The 20860-nt window shown below is 71.1% G+C and carries 19 protein-coding genes; 11 read left to right on the forward strand and 8 right to left on the reverse strand.

What is annotated here, in order from left to right; all coding sequences use genetic code 11:
- Positions 1–23: 23 nt before the first annotated feature.
- The 6 genes from pgl to tkt form a co-directional block, all read right to left on the reverse strand.
- Positions 24–800: a 6-phosphogluconolactonase gene (gene pgl / locus Ssi02_RS33510; protein WP_204031602.1), complete on the reverse strand. Its 777-nt coding sequence runs from the start codon at positions 798–800 to the stop codon at positions 24–26.
- Positions 797–1711, reverse strand: coding sequence for a glucose-6-phosphate dehydrogenase assembly protein OpcA (gene opcA / locus Ssi02_RS33515; protein ID WP_373870233.1), 915 nt, complete (start codon positions 1709–1711; stop codon positions 797–799). The genes pgl and opcA overlap by 4 nt, the downstream gene beginning before the upstream one ends.
- A gap of 1 nt (position 1712) precedes the next feature.
- Positions 1713–3242, reverse strand: coding sequence for a glucose-6-phosphate dehydrogenase (gene zwf, locus Ssi02_RS33520; RefSeq protein ID WP_204031624.1), 1530 nt, complete (start codon positions 3240–3242; stop codon positions 1713–1715).
- A gap of 143 nt (positions 3243–3385) precedes the next feature.
- Positions 3386–5014: a phosphoglucose isomerase-related protein gene (locus tag Ssi02_RS33525; RefSeq protein ID WP_204031603.1), complete on the reverse strand. Its 1629-nt coding sequence runs from the start codon at positions 5012–5014 to the stop codon at positions 3386–3388.
- A gap of 40 nt (positions 5015–5054) precedes the next feature.
- Positions 5055–6158 (reverse strand): transaldolase, encoded by a 1104-nt coding sequence (gene tal / locus Ssi02_RS33530; RefSeq protein ID WP_204031604.1) that lies wholly within the window; start codon positions 6156–6158, stop codon positions 5055–5057.
- 2 nt (positions 6159–6160) lie between these two features.
- Positions 6161–8203: a transketolase gene (gene tkt, locus Ssi02_RS33535; protein ID WP_239130226.1), complete on the reverse strand. Its 2043-nt coding sequence runs from the start codon at positions 8201–8203 to the stop codon at positions 6161–6163.
- A 416-nt stretch (positions 8204–8619) separates the two neighbouring features.
- Here tkt and Ssi02_RS33540 point away from each other — a divergent pair, with 416 nt between their 5' ends.
- From Ssi02_RS33540 to Ssi02_RS33550, 3 genes are all read left to right on the forward strand, one after another.
- Positions 8620–9582 (forward strand): heme o synthase, encoded by a 963-nt coding sequence (locus tag Ssi02_RS33540; RefSeq protein ID WP_275410781.1) that lies wholly within the window; start codon positions 8620–8622, stop codon positions 9580–9582.
- Between the two features lie 134 nt (positions 9583–9716).
- Positions 9717–10880 (forward strand): PrsW family intramembrane metalloprotease, encoded by a 1164-nt coding sequence (locus tag Ssi02_RS33545; protein ID WP_204031607.1) that lies wholly within the window; start codon positions 9717–9719, stop codon positions 10878–10880.
- Between the two features lie 262 nt (positions 10881–11142).
- Entirely contained in the window at positions 11143–11556 is a 414-nt protein-coding gene (locus Ssi02_RS33550) for a hypothetical protein (RefSeq protein WP_204031608.1), read from the forward strand.
- A 1-nt stretch (position 11557) separates the two neighbouring features.
- On the opposite strand, the gene Ssi02_RS33555 is transcribed toward Ssi02_RS33550, so the two are convergent.
- Positions 11558–12205 carry a SanA/YdcF family protein gene (locus tag Ssi02_RS33555; protein ID WP_239130222.1) on the reverse strand — a complete coding sequence of 216 codons (648 nt, stop codon included), beginning with the start codon at positions 12203–12205 and terminating at the stop codon, positions 11558–11560.
- 445 nt (positions 12206–12650) lie between these two features.
- Between Ssi02_RS33555 and Ssi02_RS33560 the strand changes: the two genes are divergently transcribed.
- Positions 12651–13070, forward strand: a complete 420-nt coding sequence (locus Ssi02_RS33560; protein WP_204031610.1) for a hypothetical protein — start codon at positions 12651–12653, stop codon at positions 13068–13070.
- Here the strand turns inward: Ssi02_RS33560 and Ssi02_RS33565 are convergent.
- A complete protein-coding gene (locus Ssi02_RS33565) occupies positions 13067–14053 on the reverse strand; it encodes a COX15/CtaA family protein (protein ID WP_204031611.1) in 987 nt (328 codons plus the stop codon). The two genes, Ssi02_RS33560 and Ssi02_RS33565, sit on opposite strands and share 4 nt — an antisense overlap.
- A gap of 288 nt (positions 14054–14341) precedes the next feature.
- Here Ssi02_RS33565 and Ssi02_RS33570 point away from each other — a divergent pair, with 288 nt between their 5' ends.
- The 7 genes from Ssi02_RS33570 to Ssi02_RS33600 all read left to right on the forward strand — a co-directional run bounded on the left by Ssi02_RS33570 (position 14342) and on the right by Ssi02_RS33600 (position 20815).
- Positions 14342–15481 (forward strand): NAD(P)/FAD-dependent oxidoreductase, encoded by a 1140-nt coding sequence (locus Ssi02_RS33570; protein WP_204031612.1) that lies wholly within the window; start codon positions 14342–14344, stop codon positions 15479–15481.
- Positions 15478–15762 carry a (2Fe-2S)-binding protein gene (locus tag Ssi02_RS33575; RefSeq protein WP_204031613.1) on the forward strand — a complete coding sequence of 95 codons (285 nt, stop codon included), beginning with the start codon at positions 15478–15480 and terminating at the stop codon, positions 15760–15762. The genes Ssi02_RS33570 and Ssi02_RS33575 overlap by 4 nt, the downstream gene beginning before the upstream one ends.
- Positions 15755–17092, forward strand: coding sequence for an NAD(P)/FAD-dependent oxidoreductase (locus Ssi02_RS33580; protein WP_204031614.1), 1338 nt, complete (start codon positions 15755–15757; stop codon positions 17090–17092). The genes Ssi02_RS33575 and Ssi02_RS33580 overlap by 8 nt, the downstream gene beginning before the upstream one ends.
- A 26-nt stretch (positions 17093–17118) precedes the next feature.
- The gene (locus Ssi02_RS33585; RefSeq protein WP_204031615.1) at positions 17119–18006 is read left to right on the forward strand and encodes a dihydrodipicolinate synthase family protein; all 888 of its coding nucleotides are present in this window, start codon (positions 17119–17121) and stop codon (positions 18004–18006) included.
- A 156-nt stretch (positions 18007–18162) separates the two neighbouring features.
- On the forward strand, positions 18163–19164 hold the full coding sequence (locus tag Ssi02_RS33590) for a proline racemase family protein (protein ID WP_204031616.1): 1002 nt from the start codon (positions 18163–18165) through the stop codon (positions 19162–19164).
- Complete coding sequence (locus tag Ssi02_RS33595) at positions 19161–20090, forward strand: ornithine cyclodeaminase family protein (protein ID WP_204031617.1); 930 nt, start codon at positions 19161–19163, stop codon at positions 20088–20090. Before Ssi02_RS33590 ends, Ssi02_RS33595 begins: the two co-directional genes overlap by 4 nt.
- A gap of 29 nt (positions 20091–20119) precedes the next feature.
- Positions 20120–20815: a GntR family transcriptional regulator gene (locus Ssi02_RS33600; RefSeq protein WP_204031618.1), complete on the forward strand. Its 696-nt coding sequence runs from the start codon at positions 20120–20122 to the stop codon at positions 20813–20815.
- The last annotated feature ends 45 nt before the right edge of the window (positions 20816–20860 follow it).

The raw sequence follows: 20860 nt of genomic DNA on the forward strand, positions 1-20860 counted from the left end.
GGTGGGGCCGCAGGTTCAAACGGTCAAGGGGAGGCGGCCCGCGACAGATCCGGCGGAAGTTCGGAAGCCGAGGCCCGGTCCAGCAGGAACCACGTGCCCCGCCGCCCCCGCGCCCCGGCCGCGGGAACCTGGACCACCCCGGCGCCTGTGGACAAAGCCAGCCGGACCGCCCCGGCCTTCTCCGCCCCGGCGGCCACGACCCAGACCTCCTGAGCAGCCTGAAGCGAAGGCAACGTCAGGGAGATGCGGGTGGGCGGCGGTTTGGGGGACCCGTGCACCGCGACCGCGGGCCGCTCGTCGTACAAGGCCGGGTGGCCGGGGAACAACGAGGCCACGTGGGCGTCGGGGCCCATGCCGAGCAGCATCACGTCGAACGACGGGACCGGGCCGTGGTCCTCGGGGCGGGCCGCGGCCCGCAGCTCCGAGACGTAACTGTCGGCCGACTCCTCGGCCGTCATCCCGGAGTCGGGCCCGCGCATGACGTGCACCCGGGCCGGGTCGAGGTCGACGTGGTCGAGAAGGGCCTTGCGGGCGCCGGTCTCGTTGCGCTCGGAGTCCCCCGCGGGCAGGAACCGCTCGTCCCCCCACCACACGTCGAGCCGCCGCCAGTCGACGGCGTCGCGGGCGGCCGTGGCGGCCACGGAGGCGAGTACGGCGATGCCGATGGTGCCGCCGGTCAGCACCACCGAGGCGTGCCCCTTGGCCGACTGAGCGTCGACGAGGCGCGTGATGAGGCGCGCGGCGACGGCGTCGGCCAGCACCGAGGGATCCCGGTGCACAAGGACATGCGGAACACTCACGTTGAACTCCTGTCTAGGGCGAGCCGCCGGACGGCCGCCTCGTAGACCTCGTCGGGGTCGAGTCTTCGCAGCTCTTCGGCGAGCAACTCGGAGGTGGAGCGCCTGGCCAGCGCCACACGCCGGTCGGGTTGCCCGGGTTTGGCGAGGGTGGCCAGGCGGGCGTCGGAACGGGTGACGGCGAGCTCGCCGTCCTGGAGCGTCAGCCGCACGGCGGTGAGCCCGGGACCCGCGGTGTCCCTCACCTCGACGGGCACGTTGAGCCGTTCGCACAACCACGCGGCGAGCAGGGGGGCGCTCGGGTGGCCGGCCTTGGCCTCGACGACGCCGCCCGTCACGGGGCCGACGGGCTGGTCGAAGGCGGCGGCGAGCAGGCTGCGCCACGAGGTGAGCCGCGACCAGGTGAGGTCGGTGTCGCCGTCGACGTAGCCCCCGGCGCGGGAGGCGATGGCGGCCACCGGGTCGGGGGCGGCCTTGGCGTCGGTGATGCGCCGCTGGGCGAGGCGGCCGAGGGGGTCCTCGGCGGGCACTTCGGGGGCCTCGCCCGGCCACCAGGCGACGACGGGCGTGTCGGGCAGCAGCAGCGGGCTGACCACGGACTCCGCGTGCTTGCGCAGCTCGCCGTACAACCGCAGCAGCACAAGCTCACCCGGCGTGGCCTCGCCGACGCGCAGCTCGGCGTCGAGCCGGCTCGGCTCCTCGGCCTCGCGGGCGATGACGACGAGGATGCGCGAGGGGTGTTCGCGGGCGGCCTCGGTGGCGGCGCGCACCGCGTCGTATTGCGTGCGCTCGTCGCACGCCACCACGAGCGTCAGCACCATCCCTATGGCGGGAGCGCCCATCTGGTGCCGCAGGTGGGTCAGCATCGAGGAGATCTTCGAAGCGTTCGTGCCGCTCATCGTGAAGCTGGTCACTTTAGAGCCTCCTCCAGACCCGGCCGTCGCGGGCCATCATCGCGTCCGAGGACGGCGGTCCCCAGCTCCCCGCCGGGTAGTCCTCCGGCTGCCCCTGCGTCGCCCAGTGGTCCTCGATCGGGTCGAGGATCAGCCACGACAACTCGACCTCACGCTGGTGCGGGAACAGGGGCGGGTCGCCGATCAGCACGTCCAGCAGCAGCCGCTCATATGCCTCGGGCGAGGACTCCATGAACGACTCGCCGTAGGCGAAGTCCATCGAGACGTCCCGCACCTCCATCGCCGTGCCGGGCACCTTCGACCCGAAGCGTACGGTGATGCCCTCATCGGGCTGCACCCGGATCACCAGCGCGTTCTGCCCGAGGATCTCGGTGTCGTCCTTGCTGAACGGCAGGTGCGGCGCCCGCTGGAACACCACGGCCACCTCGGTCACCCGGCGGCCGAGACGTTTGCCGGTGCGCAGGTAGAACGGCACACCCGCCCACCGCCGGTTGGCGATCTCCAGCTTGATGGCCGCGTAGGTCTCGGTGATGGAGTCGGCGGGGATGCCCTCCTCCTCCAGGTAGCCCACGACGGGCTCGCCGCCCTGCCACCCGGCGGCGTATTTCCCGCGTGCGGTGGACGACCCCAGGTCTTGCGGCAGCCGTACGGCCTTGAGCACCTTTTCCTTCTCGCGGCGCAGCGCGTCGGCGTCGAAGGAGGTCGGGTCCTCCATGGCGACGAGGGCGAGGAGCTGGAGCAGGTGGTTCTGGATCACGTCGCGGGCCGCGCCGATGCCGTCGTAGTAGCCGGCCCGGCCGCCGATGCCGATGTCCTCGGCCATCGTGATCTGCACGTGGTCGACGTAGCCGCGGTTCCAGATGGGTTCGAACAAGTTGTTGGCGAACCGCAGCGCCATGATGTTCTGAACGGTCTCCTTACCGAGGTAGTGGTCGATGCGGAACACCGACTCCTCGGGGAACACCGCGCTCGTGATGGTGTTGAGCTCCATCGCGGAGGCCAGGTCGTGGCCGAAGGGCTTCTCGATCACGACGCGGCGCCAGGAGCCCTCGGGCGCGTCGGCGAGGCCGGTGCGCTGGAGCTGCTTCACCACCACGGGGAAGAACTTCGGCGGCACCGACAGGTAGAAGGCGTAGTTGCCGCCGGTGCCGCGCCGCCGGTCGATGTCGGCCAGGGCGTCGGCCAGCTTGTCGAACGCGTCGTCGTCGGAGAACTCACCCGGCACGAAGTGGATGCCTTCCGCGAGCTGCTTCCACACCTCCTCGCGGAACGGCGTGCGGGCGTGCTCCTTGATGGCGTCGTGGGTGAGCTGTGCGAAGTCCTGGTTGGCCCAGTCGCGCCGGGCGAAGCCCACGAGGGAGAAGCCCGGGGGCAGCAGCCCCCGGTTGCCGAGGTCGTAGATCGCCGGGAGCAGCTTGCGCTGCGCCAGGTCGCCGGTGACGCCGAACAGCACCAGCACGCAGGGCCCCGCGACCCGGGGGAGACGTTTGTCCCTCGGGTCGCGCAGCGGGTTGGCGAGGGCCGCCTGCATGGTGGTCGCGGTGCCGGCGACCGAGGCGGCCACCGCCATCGACTCCTCCGGGCGGGTGACGCCCTCGGGGGACCGCGCAAGAAGAGCGGCCTCCTCGACGGGCCCGGCCTGTTCGGGCACGTGCCTGTCCTTGTTCATCGCGGTCACACCTCTCGCGCGGCGTGTAGCAGGTGGGCGATGCCGGCCACCCGGTCGGTCAGGTGGAGGCGGACCGCGGGCCGCCCGCGCCCGGTCAGCGCGCCGAGGTCGCCGAGGGCCTGGGCGAGCTGGAGCCTGCCGAGGGTGTAGGGCTTGCCGGGCACCGGGACGTCCTCCGCGACGGCTCCGGTGATCTGCAGGAACACGCCGTTCTGCGGCCCGCCCTTGTGGTATTGCCCGGTGGAGTGCAGGAACCTCGGGCCCCAGCCGAAGGTCACCGGCCGGTCGGTGCGCACCGCGAGCAGCGCCCGCAGGGTGGCCGGGTCGGCGGCGGTCCAGGCGTCGGCCATCTCGTCGAAGGAGGCGTCCTCCGCCACTGGGATGTCGAAGGCCGCCAGCCGGTCCAGATATGCCATGATCGCGAGGTAGCCCTCGCCGGGCACCTGGTTCAGCAGGATGGTGAGGACGTCCGACAGGTCCTTCGGGTTGCCGGGCAGCTCGCCGTACACCTCGACGGGACCGTCGGTCAGCAGCGGCTGCCCGACCGGCAGCGGGCCCTCGCCCGCCGCGGCCAGCAGCTCATTGGTGTTGGCCTTCGACTCGGCCACGTTGGGCTGGTCGAACGGGTCGATGCCGAGCAGGCGCCCGGCGATCGCCGTGGCATATTCCCAGATGAGGAACTGCGCCCCGAGCGGCCCCTCGACGCGCAAGTCGCCGTCGCCGGTGCCGATCACGGCGACCAGCTCGTCGCCGGCCCCGCCCGGGTCGGCCCCGACGACCGGCAGGACTCCCAGGCCCTGCTTGCCGGTGGACTCGGCGATGAGCTGCTCGATCCAGTCGGGCAGCCCGTTGATCTCCGACAGCGCGTCCTCAAGCAGCAGCTTGTCCCGTCCGGCCAGCGCCGCGGCGCCGATCGCGGCCCCGAGCTCCAGTCCGGGGTTGCCCTCGCCCTCCCCGAGAAGGGGGTGTACGTCTGCGGCCTCGTCGAGCAGCGACACCACGTCGGCCCCGGCCAGGGCGCTCGGCACGAGCCCGAACGCCGACAGGGCGCTGTAGCGGCCGCCCACGTTGGGATCGGCCAGGATGATGTTGTAGCCGGAGTCGATCGCGAGCTGCTCCAGCGGCGAGCCCGGGTCGGTCACGACCACGATGCGGTCGGCCGGGTCGATGCCGGCGTCGCGGAAGGCCTGCTCGTAGATGCGCCTGTGGCTGTCGGTCTCCACTGTGCCGCCGCTCTTGCTGGCGACGACGACGATGGTGCGCTCCAGCCGGTCCCGGAGGGCCCGGAGCACCTGTCCGGGGTCGGTGGTGTCGAGCACGGTCAGCGGCACGTCGGCCGTGGCCGTGATGACCTCGGGCGCCAGGGATGATCCCCCCATCCCCGCCAGAACCACGTGGTCAAGATGTTCGGCCTGCGCCTTCTCCACCAGGTTGGTGATCTCGGGGATCAGCTCCCGGCTGGTGAGGGGCAGGTTGAGCCACCCGAGCCGGATGGCCGCCTCGGCTTCGGCCGAGGGACCCCACAGGGTGGAGTCCCCCGACGCGAGGGCTTGCGGCACCCCCTCGGCGGCGAGCTCACGGGCGGCTTCGGCGGCCTTTCCGGCCACCTCGTCGTCACCGAAAGTTACCGACATGTCCGTCAAACCCCCAGGTTTGTCAGGTGTTGGTACTGTGTCAGGCCTTCTTGAGTTCTGCCGCGACGGTGTCGAGAAGCTCGATCCAGGACGCCTCGAACTTCTCCACGCCCTCGTCCTCCAGCACCTTGACGACGTCGTCGTAGTCGATGCCGATCTCCCTGAGCGCGGCCATCGTGTTCCAGGCCTGCTCGTAGAAGGGGCGGACCGTGTCGCCGTCGACGCTGGAGTGGTCGGCCGCCGCCGTGAGGGTCTTCTCCGGAAGCGTGTTGACCGTGCCCGCCGTGACGAGCTCGTCCACATAAAGGGTGTCGGAGTAGTCCGGGTTCTTCACGCCGGTCGAGGCCCACAGCGGCCGCTGCGGGCGCGCCCCCCGCGCGGCGAGCGCCTGCCAGCGCTCGGAGGCCATGACGTCCTCGAACGCGGCGAACGCCAGCCGGGCGTTGGCGACCGCGGCCTTGCCGCGCAGCGCCAGTGCCTCGGGGGTGCCGATCGCCTCCAGCCGCTTGTCGATCTCGCTGTCGACCCGGCTCACGAAGAACGACGCCACCGACGAGACGGCGGACAGGTCGTGACCGGCCTGCGCGGCCCGCTCAAGACCGGTCAGCCATGCGTCCATGACCTGACGGTAGCGCTCCAGCGAGAAGATCAAGGTGACATTGACACTGATGCCGTCCGCGAGCGCCTGTGTGATCGCGGGCAGGCCCTCCAGCGTCGCCGGGATCTTGATGTAGAGGTTGGGCCGGTCGACCATCCACCAGAGCGCGCGGGCCTCGGCGACGGTCTTGTCCGTCTCGCGGGCCAGCCTCGGGTCGACCTCGATCGACACCCGGCCGTCCAGGCCCCCCGTGGTGTCGTAGACCGGGCGCAGCACGTCGGCGGCCCACCGGATGTCGAACGTCGTGATCAGGCGCACCGCCTCACCCACGTCCACCCCGCGCACCGACAGGTCGTGGAGCTGCGGGGCGTAGGCGTCGCCCTTGCTGAGGGCGTTCGCGAAGATCGTCGGGTTGGAGGTGACGCCCACCACGTTCTTGTCACGGATCAGCTCGGCCAGGTTGCCGGTGCGCAGGCGCTCGCGGCTGATGTCGTCCAGCCACAGAGACACCCCGTGGGCGGAGAGCTTTCTCAGAATCTCACTCATGATCAGTTTCCCGTCGTCTCGCCCTTGTCGGCCGCCTCGGAACCGGCCTTCGCGAGGCTCGCCTTGGCGGCGGCGACCACACGCTCGGCGGTGAGTCCGAACTGCTCAAACAGGGTCTTATACGGAGCCGAAGCACCGAAGTGCTCCAGACTCACCACTTCCCCGTGCTCCCCTACGAACTCACGCCAGCCCAGCGCAATTCCCGCCTCCACCGCGACACGCGCGTGAACGGTGGGCGGCAGGACCGTCTGCCGGTAGGCCGGCTCCTGCGCGTGGAACCACTCGACACACGGCATCGACACGACCCGCGTCGGGATGCCCTTGCCCTCGAGTACGGCACGGGCCTCGACGGCGATCGAGACCTCGGAGCCGGTGCCGATGATCACGACCTCCGGCTGCCCGGTCGAGGCGTCCTCCAGCACGTAGCCGCCCCGCCGCACCTTGGCGGTGTCGCCGGTGCCGCTGTAGACGGGGAGGTTCTGCCGGGTGAGCGCCAGCGCCGCGGGGCGGTCGTTGTGCTCCAGCACGATCTGCCAGGCGGCCGCGGTCTCCTTGGCGTCGGCCGGGCGCACCACGTCCAGGCCCGGGATCGCGCGCAGCGACCACAGGTGCTCGACCGGCTGGTGGGTCGGGCCGTCCTCGCCGAGACCGATGGAGTCGTGCGTCCACACGTAGGTCACCGGCAGCTTCATGAGCGCCGCCAGGCGGACGGCGGGGCGCATGTAGTCGGAGAACACCAGGAAGGTGCCGCCGTAGGGCCGGGTGCCGCCGTGCAGGGCGATGCCGTTCAGGATCGCGCCCATGCCGTGCTCGCGGACGCCGAAGTGCAGCGTGCGGCCGTAGGGGTTGCCGGGGAACTCCTTGGTCTGGAACTCCTCGGGGATGAAGGACGGCTCGCCCTTCATCGTGGTGTTGTTGGAGTCGGCGAGGTCGGCCGAGCCGCCCCACAGCTCGGGCAGCACCGGCGCGAGCGCGCTCAGCACCTCACCCGACGCCTTGCGGGTGGCGACCTCCTTGCCCGTCTCGAAGGACGGCAGAGCCTCGGTCCAGCCCAGCGGAAGCGCGCGGGCGCTGATGCGGTCGAACTCGGCAGCGCGCTCGGGGTTGGCCTGCCGCCAGTTCTCGAAGGTCTTGTCCCACTCGGCTCGTGCCGTACGGCCCCGCTCGACGATCTGCCGGGCGTGGGCGAGCACGTCCTGGGGCACGTCGAAGGCGACGTGCGGGTCCATGCCGAGGATCTCCTTGGTGGCGGCCACCTCGGCGGCGCCGAGGGCCGAACCGTGGATCTTGCCGGTGTTCTGCTTGGTGGGGGCGGGCCAGCCGATGATCGTGCGCAGCTTGATCAGCGTCGGCCGCCCGGTCTCGGCGCGCGACGCCTCAAGGGCCTGGTGCAGCGCCTCGACGTCCTCGGCGTATGAGCCGGTGGCGGTCCAGTCGACGCTGATCACCTGCCAGCCGTAGGCCTCGTAGCGCTTGCCCACGTCCTCCGACAGGGCGATGCGGGTGTCGTCCTCGATCGAGATGCGGTTGTCGTCGTAGACGACGGTCAGGTTGCCGAGCCTCTGGTGCCCGGCGAGCGCCGACACCTCGTGGCTGATGCCCTCCTCGATGTCGCCGTCGGAGGCGAAGCACCAGATGTGGTGGTCGAAGGGGCTCGACCCCGGCGCCGCCTCCGGGTCGAACAGGCCGCGCTCGCGGCGGGCCGCCATGGCCATGCCGACCGCGTTGCCGATGCCCTGGCCGAGCGGCCCCGTGGTGGTCTCCACGCCTGCCGTGTGGCCGTGCTCGGGGTGGCCCGGGGTCAGGCTCTCCCACTGCCGGAGAGACTTGAGGTCCTCAAGGGAGAGGCCGTAGCCCGACAGGTAGAGCTGAATGTAAAGCGTCAGGCTGGTGTGACCGCACGACAGCACGAATCTGTCTCTCCCGGCCCATGTCGGGTCGGTCGGGTCGTGGCGCATGATGCGCTGGAAAAGTAGGTAAGCGGCGGGAGCCAAACTCATGGCGGTGCCGGGGTGCCCCGATCCCGCCCTCTCCACCGCGTCCATCGCCAGGGCCCTGACGACGTCGACCGCCTGCCGGTCGAGGTCGTCCCACTCAAGGGCTGGCACGAGTTCGCTGCTCAACTGGCTCTCCGGATCTAGATTGTGGTGATGGCACCGATGTGGCATTCCCGCCCACACCGGACCCTAACGGAACGTCCCCGTTATCGTGGCGTGACCTGTAGGCGCACAGCGCTTATCCTGCACCGTCCGCGCGCCTGTGGGCATCGCTCGCCGCGCACCTGTCCGCACGGCTCTGAACAGCGCATTTAGCAGCCTCCTCGCCAGGCGGCCAAGCCCCCAGTGCCGGGACCGGCCACGGCCCCCACTAAAGTGATTTTCGCAAAGGCCGCCTGAGTCGGCGTTCGCCGATCCGCTCTAATCAGAGGTTACGCGTTGACCCCGCACGTGCTGGAAGCACCTTGACGGTGCTCACGAACAAGCCATCGACGGTTCCACCAGGGACGGCGTCGGATGCGCGCCCCCAAGTGGAGTCCCGCTCGATCGGCGGGCTCGTCAAGGCATATATCGCGCTGACCAAGCCGCGGATCATCGAGCAGCTGCTCATCACCACTCTGCCGGTGATGTTCCTGGCCGCGCGCGGTCTTCCGCCCCTCTGGCCCGCCGTGGCCACCCTGGTGTTCGGCACCCTGTCCGCCGGCAGCGCGAACGCGCTGAACTGCTATATCGACCGGGATATCGACGCGACCATGCGGCGCACCCGCCGCCGCCCGCTCGCCCGGGATCAGGTCTCGCCCCACGCCGCGCTGATCTTTGGCATAGTTTTGGGAGCCCTCTCGACCCTTGGCCTCGGGCTGACGGTCAACTGGGTTTCCGCAGGTCTGTCGCTCAGCGCGATCCTTTTCTATGTCCTCGTCTATTCGTTGTTGCTCAAAAGGCGCACCGCTCAGAACATCGTCTGGGGCGGCATCGCCGGCTGCATGCCCGTGATGATCGGCTGGAGCGGTGTCACGGGGCGCCTGGACTGGACCCCGCTGGTGCTCTTCGGCGTGGTGTTCCTCTGGACGCCGCCCCACACCTGGACTCTCGCGATGCGTTACAAGGAGGACTACGCCGCGGCCAAGGTGCCGATGCTGCCCGTGGTCGCCACCGAGCGCCGCGTCCTGATCGAGTGCATCGCCTACACCTGGGCGACCGTGCTCTGCTCCCTGCTGCTGTGGCCCGTCGCCGGCACCACGCTGCTCTACCCGGCCGTGGCCGGCGTGCTCGGCGCGGTCTGCCTGTATGAGGTCCACCGCCTGCTGCGCCGCCACAACGCCGGCATCCGGGGGCTCGATCTGCGGCCGATGCGCTTCTTCCACTGGTCGAACGCCTATCTGTCGCTGCTCTTCCTGGCCGTCGCGATCGACTCGCTGCTTGTCTGACAAGCAGCGCGGATCGTCACAGGCGTCGCACGAGATGTCGCAGAGGTTGCGAGGGACTTGCCGTACGGTGGCCCCATGGTGACCGAGCGTTCACGCCTCGGGACACCTCGTGCTAGATCGGTTACAGTCACAGCATGACGAGCCGAGATCCGCGCTGGGTGTTCAAGGACCGCCCATCCGTCAGCCTGATCGCCGGGCTTGTCATCGCGGGCATCTGCGCTCTCGTGTCGCTGTCCTTCGACATCCTGAACGGCGAGCCGGTGCAGTTCTTCATCGCGCTCTCGCTCGCCATCGCCCCCGTCCCGGTCCTGCTGGCCGCCGTCCTCGCGCTCGACCGCATGGAGCCCGAGCCGCGCGGCAACCTCGCCTTCGCCTTCGCGTGGGGGGCGGGCGTCGCGGTCCTCGTGGCCGGGCTCGTCAACTCCCTCAACCTCCACTACATCGGGGAGGCAGCCCAGCTCTCGGCGACCAGCGCGCGCAACATCGCCGCCACCTTCGGGGCGCCGCTGGTCGAGGAGACGATGAAGGGCCTGGTGCTGTTAGGGCTGCTGAAGTGGCGCAGCCAGGAGCTCGACGGGCCCACCGACGGCGTGATCTACGCCGGCATGGTCGGTCTCGGGTTCGCCATGAGCGAGAACGTCAGCTATTACATCGGCGCGCTCCAGGACCTCGGCGCCCAGGGGCTCGCCGTCACCGTCGTGCTGCGCGGCGTGCTCTCGCCCTTCGCGCACCCGCTGTTCACCTCCATGATCGGCATCGCCGTCGCCTACGCCGCGCAGCGGCGCAAGGGGCAGCGAGCGTTCCTGATCTTCCTCGGGTGGCTGGGGGCGATGCTGCTCCACGGCATCTGGAATGGCTTCGCCTCCTACGGGGGCTTCGGCGGGCTCGCCCTCGCCTACCTGGTCCTGATGATGGTGCTGATCACGGTGATCGGCGTCGTCCTGCGTGACAGAAGACGCATCGTGGCCCTCATCCAGCGCTACCTGCCCGCCTATGCGCCGACCCGCCTCGTCAACCCCTCCGACGTGCACATGTTGTCGGCCCTCTCCCGCCGCCGCCTCGCCCGCCAGTGGGCCAGGAAACACGGCGGCAGGGAGGGACTGCACGCCATGGGCGACTACCAGCTCGCCGCCACCGAACTCGGCCTCCTCCACGAACGCGCCGCCCGCGGCATGATCGGCGAACAGGCGTTCCGCGCCGAGCAGGAGGCCCTCCTCCAGTGCATGCAATCCGCCCGCGCCCGCTTCCCGGTCCACGCCGACCGCGCGACCAACCCGTGGGGCACCCCGTCGGTCTGACGCGGGGGTAGGGGTTCGTCACCTTATTGATCCGGCGAATTATGGATCTGTTGCAAATGAGGTGTCATTATTGCGGTGTAGTGGGGGTGTATCCAGAGAAGTCGTATTTCCTACGACAATTTGAGTCGGACTTGCCGCGTGGCTGCGGTGGATTCGCCCCGCCGCCGACGTGTCGTTGCTGCTCACCCCAGTGGTGGGAGCTGGTGCGACTCTTCATCGCATGGGTTTAGGTGATTTCCGTCCTGCCAGGAGGATGTGTTCCATGCATGAGTCGCCCGGCGTCGAGGGGATGCCGCAGTCGGTAAAACTTGCTCGTGTCCTGTTATGGATAGAGTTCGCGCTAGGTGTCCTAGGGCTCGTTCTCGTCGCCATAGCCGTCAGCCAATTGGCGGACGACGCCCAGCTTGAGGTGGCCGGCATAACCGGCGGCATCGTGTGGGTGCTCGGCTATTCCTTCGCCCTCGTCGCCCTCGTTCTGGCGTCGGCGCTGGCCCTCAAGTCCAGGAAGAGCTGGGTCAGGATCGCCGTCCTTGTGCTCCACGGCATTTTGCTGGTCCTCGAGGTGATCGGGCTGTTCAGCGGCATCACGCTCGGTGTCGTCGCCAGGATCGCCATCCTGGCCGGCATCGTGGTCAGCCTCAGCCGCGAGGAGGCCCGCGTCTGGTTCGATCGTTGATCTAGTACGGCTCAGCCCCCGCGAGGACACGTTCCAGGGAGGTCTCCCTGGGCCCGGGGAAACGGGGCTCGGCGCGGAACACGACCGAGTCCAGGAACGCCTTGGCCGCCGCCGGGAACTCCCGCACCGCGTAGGAGTAGGTCAGCGCCGCCCGCACCTTGGCCGAGTCGTCGCCCACGCCGAACGCCGAGAGCCCCGCCGTACGGCACAGCGCGACGGCCCGGGGCAGATGGAAGGCCTGGGTCACGACGGTGAGCTCATGCGCCCCGAACACCTGCCGCGCCCGCACACACGAGTCCCACGTGTCGAACCCCGCGTAGTCGAGCACCTGAACCCCGGCCGGGATGCCCCGCGCCACCAGGTAGTCACGCATCACCGTGGGCTCGTCGTAGCCGACCCTGCTGTTGTCCCCCGACAGCAGCAGAGCCTTCACCTTGCCGGCCTGGTAGAGATCGGCGGCGATGTCGAGCCGCCTGGCCAGCATCGAGGTAGGCTGCCCCTCCCTGACCCCGGCCCCAAGCACAAGCGCCACCTGCGTGGCCGGCACCGCGTCCATCCAGCGCATCCCCTCGTCCACCGTGACCCGGTAGGGCGCACTGGTGAGCCAGGCCCAGGTAATCGGCGCGACCGCGATCAGACTGACAAGCACAGCCCCTTGATACGCCCGCCGAAACCCTCGCCGCGACCGGGGGAGTGGCAACCGAAATTTCCCCATATCTCCCACCAGATCACACCTCACCCCCAGCGGGGGAGTGGCCGACATTTCCCCCCCAATCATGACCGATCTTGCCCGACCCCGCGCACGACTCCGGTGGGGGAGGGGTGATGCGAGCTGGAAGCCGCTACCCCGGCGGCTGGAGGAAATGTGGATCTATTTTGGGGGAGGTGCCATTATTGGGCGTGTGATGGGGGTGGGGCGGCGTTAGTCGTATTTCGTGTGGCGAGCTCTTTGACATCGGGCTATAACGGGGCGCGTGGTGACGTTCACGCTCCGCTTCCCGGTGGATCGGGGGCCCTTCGTTCATCTCGGTGGGCGGGGGTTTCCATCCGCGGGATCCGGTGTCGAGTCTCTGGTCTTCTAGGAGAGGTGTTCGTTGCACGGGACCTACGACGTCAAGCAGATGCCGCGAGTGGTCAGGATCGCCAGGAAGCTCTTGTGGGTCGAGTTCGCGCTGGCGACGGTGGCGCTCATCATGTTCGGCTTCATTTTCGGGGAGCTGTCGGCCCGGCCGGACGGTCTGGAAGACGGTGTGTACGGCGGTGCGATGACCGTGATCATCGCCTCCGGGGTTTATGCCGCGATCCTGCTCGCCGCGGCGGTGGCATGCCATGTCTCGCGGAAGAGGTGGGTCAGGATCGCCATCCTGATCTTCCACGGCCTGCTGCTGCTCGTGCAGGGGATCGGCCTGCTCGACTCCGTCAACATCGGTGACCTGGCGAGGGTGGTGCTCCTCGCCGCCGTCGGGGTGTGCCTCTTCCACCCCGAGGCGAGGGAGTGGTTCGACCGGCGCTAGGAGCCGCGCGAGGTGGCCACGAGGACGTCGGTCGGGGCCGTGGCGAGGGGGCCCCGGACGCGCAGGGACGTGAAGGCGTTCAGGGTGGCGATCCACACCAGCGTGGCGCCGAGCACGTGCAGCGCCACCAGGTAGGCCGGGATGGCGAGGAACCACGACAGGTAACCCACGGCCCCCTGGGCGAGCACGACGCCGAAGAGGACGGCCGAAGCGCGCACGGCACGGGCCGGGGCGCCCGTGGCCCGCAGGACGAGCCAGAGCCCCGCCGTGAGGGCGACGACCGCGTAGACGGAGGTGCCGTGGATGCGGGCCACGGTCTCGAGGTCGAAGTCGAAGCGGCTGGCCGCGACGTCGCCCGAGTGGGGGCCGGTGCCGGTGGTGACGACCCCGGCGAGCACGACCGTGAGCACGGCGACGATCAGCAGGGAGCCGATCACCCTCGCGGCGGGCGCCACGAGGGGCTTGGCCGGCCCGTCGCCCTCGCCGGCGCGGGCGTAGAGGGCCCAGCAGGCGGCCACCAGGGCGATCGAGGCCACGAAGTGCACGCTCACCGTGACCGGGTTGAGCATGGTGCGCACCACGAGACCGCCCCACAAAGCCTGGAAGGCGACGCCGACCGGCTGGAGCCAGGCGAGGACCACCAGACTGGTGCGCCGCTGCGGGAGCCGTATGGCGGCCAGGAGGCAGGCGAGGGCGGTGAAGAGCACCGCGAAGGTCAGCATCCGGTTGCCGAACTCGATCGCCATGTTGATCGGCGAGTGCTCGGGGTGGGCCACGGGGATGAGGCTGTCGGGGGTGCAGGTCGGCCACGTCGGGCAGCCGAGGCCCGACTTGGTGACTCTGACCGTGGCGCCCGTGACGGTGATGCCGGCGTTGGCGATGACCGCGACGAGGGCCCACCGGTGCATGGTGCGCACGGTGGGGGCCCAGTAGCTCATGTGAAAGGCACGGAGGCGGTCAGTCAGGCGGCTCACGGGATTCATCGTAGGTGCCGGGTGGGGTGGTCCTTCCTCCGCGTGCCCGGTTACGCGCACGGCCCGGGTGCGCGGGTGAACGGCTGGTTTGCAGCGTCCCGGGGAAGAAACGATCACCGTGGGGGCGGAGCGCGGGCCCGGCGGTGATTCGGGGGAGTCGGCGCAGGCCGGGTGACGTGCCCGGGGAAGTGACGCCGGTGTCCGCGTGGCGGGCCGCCCGGACGGGGACGATCGCCTTGACTCCCTCCGTTGTCCGGGCGGTGCGACATGTGACATATTACCGATGCGGAGGTGCGAATGCCGGACGTCGTGGTCATCGGAGCGGGCATCGTCGGCGCCGCCTGCGCCCACTACGCCGCCGAGGCCGGGCTGACCGTCACCGTCGTGGACCGGGGCCCCGTCGCCTCCGGCACTACCGGCGCAGGCGAGGGCAACATCCTCGTGTCCGACAAGGAACCCGGCCCCGAACTCGACCTCGCCCTGCTGTCGGCCACACTCTGGCGCGAGCTCACCGACCCGGCCGGACCCTGCGCCCTCGCAGCCGAATACGAACCCAAGGGCGGCCTGGTCGTCGCGAGCAGCGCCGGGACCATGAGCGTGCTGGCCGACTTCGCGTCCTGCCAGGCCAAGAGCGGGGTCGAGCACAGCGTCGCCGCCGACCCCCGCGAGATCGAGCCCGACCTCACCCCCAAGCTCGCCGGCGGCGTGTTCTACCCGCAGGACGCCCAGGTGCAGCCGATGCTCGCCACCGCCGCCCTGCTCGCCCGCGCGACGCGCCGCGGCGCCGCCCGCCTCGCGACCGGCACCGAGGTGACCGGGCTCCTCCGCGCCGGCGACCGGGTCGCCGGCGTGCGCACCGAGCGCGGCGACATCCACGCCGGCGCCGTGGTCAACGCCGCGGGCACCTGGGGCGGCGAGATCGCCGCCATGGCGGGCACCGAACTCCCCGTGGCGCCGAGACGCGGCTTCATCCTCGTCACCGAACCCCTCGTCACCCCGAGGATCAGGCACAAGGTCTACACCGCTGCCTACATCACCGACGTGTCCGACGACTCCGCCGCCCTCGCCACCTCGGCGGTCGTGGAGAGCACCATGGCGGGCACCGTGCTCATCGGCGCCAGCCGCGAACGCGTCGGCTTCGACCGCACCCCGTCCGTCCCGGCGCTGCGCACGCTCGCCGCCCAGGCGGTCGCCCTCTTCCCCGGCCTCGCCGATCGCCACGTCATCCGCACCTATTGCGGCTTCCGCCCCTACACCCCCGACCACCTGCCCGTCATCGGCGAGGACCCGCACACCCCCGGCCTGTTCCACGCCTGCGGCCACGAGGGCGCCGGCGTCGGCCTGGCCCCCGCGACCGGCCACCTCGTCGCCCGGCTCCTCACCGGCGGCGCCGTCCCGTTCGACCTCACGCCGTTCCGCCCGGGGAGGTTCGCATGACAGCCGAGTTCGAGATCGCCTTCGACGGCACCCCCGTGCCCGCGGCCTCCGGCCAGACCATCGGCGCGGCGCTCCACGCGGCCGGAATCGTGTCGTGGCGCACCACGAGGTACGCCGGGAGGCCGCGAGGCCTGTTCTGCGGCATCGGCGCCTGCTTCGACTGCCTGGTGACCGTCAACGGGCGCCCCTCACTCCGCGCCTGCCTGACCGAGGCTCGCGCCGGGGACGACGTGACCTCCGGCCCTGACGTGATCCGCGCCGAGGGGAGCCCCGATGGATGAGCAGGCACCGGACTACGACCTGGCCGTGATCGGCGGCGGCCCCGCAGGGCTGGCGGGCGCCGCCGCGGCGGCGCGCGAAGGGTTGTCGGTGGTGCTCCTCGACGCGGGCCCCCGCCTCGGCGGGCAGTTCTACCGGCACCGGCCCGGCGAGGAGCCCGCGAGGCTCAAGGCACTCCGCCGGGGTCTCGCCTCCGGCGTCGAGGTGCTCCTCGAACACCGCGTCTGGAGCGTGGAACGCCGCCCGCCCGGCTTCGCCGTACACTGCCTCGCCGGGACCAGGGACGAGCGGCCCGTCGCGGTCGGGGCGCGGGCCCTGCTCATCGCCACAGGTGCGCACGACCTGGCTCTGCCGTTCCCCGGGTGGGATCTTCCCGGCGTCATGACGGCGGGCGGCGCGCAGGCGCTGCTCAAGGGCGGGGTGCTCGCCGGGCGGCGGATCGTGGTTGCGGGCACCGGCCCGTTCCTGCTGCCCGTGGCCGCCTCCCTGGCCCGGGCGGGCGCCCGCGTCGCCGGGGTCTTCGAGGCGGGCCCGCTGCGCGCCCCCGCCCTCGCCCTGCTGCGCCGTCCCGGCAGGCTCGCCGAGGCCGCTGAATACGGCAGGAGCCTGCTCGAACACCGCATCCCCTACCGGGGCCGGCGGGCCGTGATCGCCGCCCGCGGCGGCGACCGGCTGACCCACGTGACCGTGGCCCGGGTGGACGCCGCGTGGCGGCCCGCCGGCGGGTTCGTGGAGATCGAGTGTGACGCGCTCGCCGTGGGATATGGGTTCGTGCCCCAGCTTGAGCTGGCCGTGCAGCTCGGCTGCCGTCTCGGCCCGGGGCCCGCTGTCGCGGTGGACGCGGGACGCCGCACCTCCGTGCCCGGCGTCTACGCGGCGGGGGAGACCACCGGCGTCGGCGGCGCCGACCTCGCCGAGGTGGAGGGGCGCGTCGCCGGCCGGGCCGCAGCGGCCGACCTCGGCCGCGGACCGCGCCCCGACCCCGGCCTGTCCCGCCTCGCCGACCGGCTCACCGCCTTCGCCAGGTCGTTGCGCGACGCCTACCCGGTGCGCGACGGCTGGCGTGCCTGGCTGGCCGGCGACACGCTCGTGTGCAGGTGCGAGGAGGTTCCGTACTCCCGCGTGCGTGAGGCCCTCGCCCTCGGCGCCACCGACGCCCGCTCGGTCAAACTGCTGGCCAGGCCCGGCATGGGCTGGTGCCAGGGGCGCATGTGCGGCTACGCCGTGGCCTGCCTGTCCGGTGAGGACCCCGCCCTGGTCACCCCCAGCCGCCCGGTCGCCCAGCCGATCCGCCTCGGCGCCCTCGCGAGCGGAGACGCCGAACGCCCCTGACACGCCCCCTCTCCCAAGGAGTGCCCATGACGACGACCCCCTGGCGCGGTGTGATGGTGGCGACCGCCCTTCCCCTGAAGCCCGGCCTGTCTGTGGACCACGACGCCTACGGCGAGCACTGCCGGCGGATGGTCGCCGCCGGATGCGACGGCGTGGTGCCCAACGGTTCGCTCGGCGAATACCAGACGCTCACCCCGGACGAGCGGGCCGAGGTGCTGCGGACCGCGGTGGCGGCGGTGGGCGGCGAGCGGGTCATGCCCGGAGTGGCGGCCTACGGGGCGCGGGAGGCCAGAGGGTGGGCGGAGCGGGCCGCCGAGGCCGGGTGCGGCGCGGTGATGCTGCTGCCGCCCAACGCCTACCGGGCCGACGAGCCGGCTGTCGTGGAGCACTACCGGGAGGTCGCCCGCGCGGGGGTGCCGGTCGTGGCCTACAACAACCCGCACGACACCCGGGTGGACCTCACCCCGCCCCTGCTGGCCAAGCTCTTCCACGAGGGATCGATCGTCGCGGTCAAGGAGTTCAGCGGCGATGTACGGCGGGCCTACGAGATCGCCGAGCAGGCGCCCGGCCTCGACCTGCTGGTGGGGGCCGACGACGTGCTGGTGGAGCTGGCGCTGGCCGGGGCCGTCGGCTGGGTAGCCGGTTATCCGAACGCGTTGCCCGAGTCGTGCGTGGCGCTCTACCGCGCCGCGACGGCGGGGGACCTGGAGGTGGCGCTGCCGCTCTACCGGGCTCTGCACCCGCTGCTGCGCTGGGACTCCAAGACCGAGTTCGTGCAGGCCATCAAGTTGTCGATGGACATCGCGGGCCTGCCGGGCGGGCCGTGCCGCCCGCCGCGGGGACCGCTGCCGCCTGAGCGGGAGGCGGCGGTGCGGGCGGCGACGGAGAAGGTGCTCGCCGCCGGGCTGAAATGACATGATCTGCGGTGATCCGAGCTGTGTTGATCCAAACGGCGATACCGGTGCCTAAGGTGGTAAGCGGGCCGGACGGAATGAGCTTGAGTCCGGCCCGCGGGGCACCGCCCCTCGGGCGGCGGCTCCCCGGGAAAAGGTTCACAGGAGAAGGATGGTATGAGGACAAAACGGGTCTTCACCGCCGTTGACTCCCACACGGAGGGCATGCCCACCCGCGTGATCACCGGCGGCGTCGGCGTGATCCCCGGGACGACCATGGCCGCACGCCGCGAGCACTTCATGGCGAATCTCGACCACATTCGCACCCTGCTGATGTACGAACCGCGCGGCCACTCGGCCATGAGCGGCGCCATCCTCCAGCCCCCCACCAGGCCCGACGCCGACTGGGGGGTGCTCTACATCGAGGTGTCCGGCTGCCTGCCGATGTGCGGCCACGGCACGATCGGCGTGGCCACCGTGCTCGTCGAGACCGGCATGGTCGAGGTCGTGGAGCCGGTCACCACGATCCGGCTCGACACCCCCGCCGGGCTCGTCGTCGCCGAGGTCGGGGTGGAGGACGGCGCCGCCGTGTCGGTGACGATCCAGAACGTCCCCTCCTTCAGCGTCGCCCTGGACCGCGTCGTCACCGTGCCCGGCCTCGGCCAGGTGCCCTACGACCTGGCCTACGGCGGCAACTTCTACGCGATCGTGCCCCTCGGCGCGGTCGGCCTGCCCTACGAGCGCTCCGCGGGGCAGGCCATGCTCGACGCGGGCATGGCGATCATCCAGGCGATCAACGCCGATGACACGCCGATTCACCCGCTGGACCCCGGCATCCGAGGTGTACACCACGTGTCCTTCATCGCCCCCGGCTCCGACGCCAAGCTGACGCGGCACGCGATGGCGATCCACCCCGGGTGGTTCGACCGGTCGCCGTGCGGCACCGGCACCAGCGCCCGCATGGCGCAGCTCCACGCCCGCGGCGAGCTCGCCCCGCACACCGACTTCGTCAACGAGTCGTTCATCGGCACCCGCTTCATCGGCCGGATCGTCGGCGAGACCGACGTCGGGGGCATGCCCGCCGTCGTGCCGACGATCAGCGGGCGGGCCTGGGTGACGGGCACCGCGCAATATTTCCTCGACCCCCGCGACCCCTTCCCGCACGGGTTCCTGCTGTGAGCGGCCCGCCCTACCTCGACGGGGAGACGCTGCGCGACCTGGTGCCGATGGGCCGCGCCGTGCAGGTGGTGCGTGAGGCGCTGCTCGCCGGGCTCGACCCGGAGGAGACGCCCCCGCGGGCGGCGGCCGAGGTGCCCGCCGGGCAGGTGCTCATGATGCCCGCCCACGCGGGACGCTACGTCGGGATCAAGGTGGTCGGGGTCGCGCCCGACAACCCGGCCCGCGGCCTGCCCCGCATCCAGGCCGTCTATGTGCTGCTCGACGGCGGCACCCTCACGCCCCTGGCCTTCATCGACGGCATCGCGCTCACCACGCTGCGCACGCCCGCCGTATCGGCCGTGGCCGTGGACGCGCTGGCTCTGCCGTACTCCCGCACCATGACCGTCTTCGGGTGCGGGCCGCAGGCGGTGGGGCACGTCGAGGCGTTCCGCGCCGTGCGGGACGTCGAACGCGTGACCGTCGTCGGCCGCGCCCCCGCCCGGGTCGCCGCCGCCGTCGAGGCGTGCCGGGCGCTCGGCGTCGACGCCGAGCCGGGCACGGCTGACTCCGTGGCGGAGGCCGAACTGATCGCGTGCTGCACTACCGCCCGTGAGCCGCTTTTCCCCGGTAGGCTCGCCCGCGACGACGCGACGGTCGTCGCCGTCGGCTCCCACGAGCCCGAGGCACGCGAGGTCGACGACGCCCTCGTGGCCCGGTCCACCGTGGTGGTCGAGTCGCGGTCGGCCGCCCTGGCGGAGGCGGGCGACCTGATCATTCCTCTGCGCGGCGGTAGCATCACCACACCTCACCTCGCCGGGAACCTCGCCGAGCTGGTCAGGGGGCGTGTGACGCGCGGAGCGGGGCCCGCCTTCTTCAAAAGCGTGGGCATGGCCTGGGAGGACCTCGTGGTGGCGGTGGCCGCCTACGAGGCGTGGACCGCGCGCTAAGGACCCGACGAGAGAAAGAACCCCGAAAAATGGCGCCTTCGGCGGAGGACCGGCTCGACCTTCCGATGGTGGGTGAACGGCAAAGCCTGCGCGAGCAGGTCGCCGACGCGCTCAGGGCCGCCCTGATCACGGGTGAGATGAGACCGGGGGTGGTCTACTCCGCTCCCGTGCTCGCCGCGCAGTTCGGCGTGTCGGCCACGCCGGTGCGCGAGGCGATGCTCGATCTCGCCAAGGAGGGCCTGGTCGAGGCGGTGCGCAACAAGGGCTTCCGGGTGACCGCCCTGTCCGACCAGGACCTCGACGAGCTGACCGAGCTGCGCCGGCTGATCGAGGTGCCCACGGTCGTCAAACTCGCCGAGAACCCCGCCACCGCCGACCTGGAGGGGCTCCGGCCGATCGCCGAGGAGATCGTGCGGGCCGCCGAGACCGGCGACCTGCTCGCCTACGTCGACGCCGACCTGCGCTTCCACGTCGGCCTCCTCAGCCTCGCCGGCAACACCCGCCTGGTCGACATCGTCCGTGACCTGCGCAACCGCGCCCGCCTCTACGGCCTCGACGCCCTCTACCGCCAGGGCACACTGGCCGACTCGGCCCGCGAACACCTCGACCTCCTCGACGCCCTCCTCGCCGGCGACGGCAAACGCGTGGAAACCCTCATCTCCCAACACATCCACCACGTCCGCGGCATCTGGGCCGCCCAACCCCCACCCAAGCCCGCAAAGTAACCGCCCCTCCGCTGCCCCGAACCCAGGCGACGTGCGCTCCCGCGC

The organism is Sinosporangium siamense (genome assembly GCF_016863435.1).
Taxonomy (GTDB): Bacteria; Actinomycetota; Actinomycetes; order Streptosporangiales; family Streptosporangiaceae; genus Sinosporangium; species Sinosporangium siamense.

What these genes read in the sequence shown, in the direction of transcription:
- tal (WP_204031604.1), bottom strand. Translation starts at nt 6,158, where the DNA reads ATGAGTGAGATTCTGAGAAAGCTCTCCGCCCACGGGGTGTCTCTGTGG.
- Ssi02_RS33565 (WP_204031611.1), bottom strand. Translation starts at nt 14,053, where the DNA reads ATGAATCCCGTGAGCCGCCTGACTGACCGCCTCCGTGCCTTTCACATG.
- Ssi02_RS33600 (WP_204031618.1), top strand. Translation starts at nt 20,120, where the DNA reads ATGGCGCCTTCGGCGGAGGACCGGCTCGACCTTCCGATGGTGGGTGAA.
- Ssi02_RS33580 (WP_204031614.1), top strand. Translation starts at nt 15,755, where the DNA reads ATGGATGAGCAGGCACCGGACTACGACCTGGCCGTGATCGGCGGCGGC.
- Ssi02_RS33550 (WP_204031608.1), top strand. Translation starts at nt 11,143, where the DNA reads ATGCATGAGTCGCCCGGCGTCGAGGGGATGCCGCAGTCGGTAAAACTT.
- Ssi02_RS33590 (WP_204031616.1), top strand. Translation starts at nt 18,163, where the DNA reads ATGAGGACAAAACGGGTCTTCACCGCCGTTGACTCCCACACGGAGGGC.
- Ssi02_RS33545 (WP_204031607.1), top strand. Translation starts at nt 9,717, where the DNA reads ATGACGAGCCGAGATCCGCGCTGGGTGTTCAAGGACCGCCCATCCGTC.
- Ssi02_RS33575 (WP_204031613.1), top strand. Translation starts at nt 15,478, where the DNA reads ATGACAGCCGAGTTCGAGATCGCCTTCGACGGCACCCCCGTGCCCGCG.
- tkt (WP_239130226.1), bottom strand. Translation starts at nt 8,203, where the DNA reads ATGGACGCGGTGGAGAGGGCGGGATCGGGGCACCCCGGCACCGCCATG.
- Ssi02_RS33570 (WP_204031612.1), top strand. Translation starts at nt 14,342, where the DNA reads ATGCCGGACGTCGTGGTCATCGGAGCGGGCATCGTCGGCGCCGCCTGC.
- Ssi02_RS33585 (WP_204031615.1), top strand. Translation starts at nt 17,119, where the DNA reads ATGACGACGACCCCCTGGCGCGGTGTGATGGTGGCGACCGCCCTTCCC.
- Ssi02_RS33525 (WP_204031603.1), bottom strand. Translation starts at nt 5,014, where the DNA reads ATGTCGGTAACTTTCGGTGACGACGAGGTGGCCGGAAAGGCCGCCGAA.
- zwf (WP_204031624.1), bottom strand. Translation starts at nt 3,242, where the DNA reads ATGCAGGCGGCCCTCGCCAACCCGCTGCGCGACCCGAGGGACAAACGT.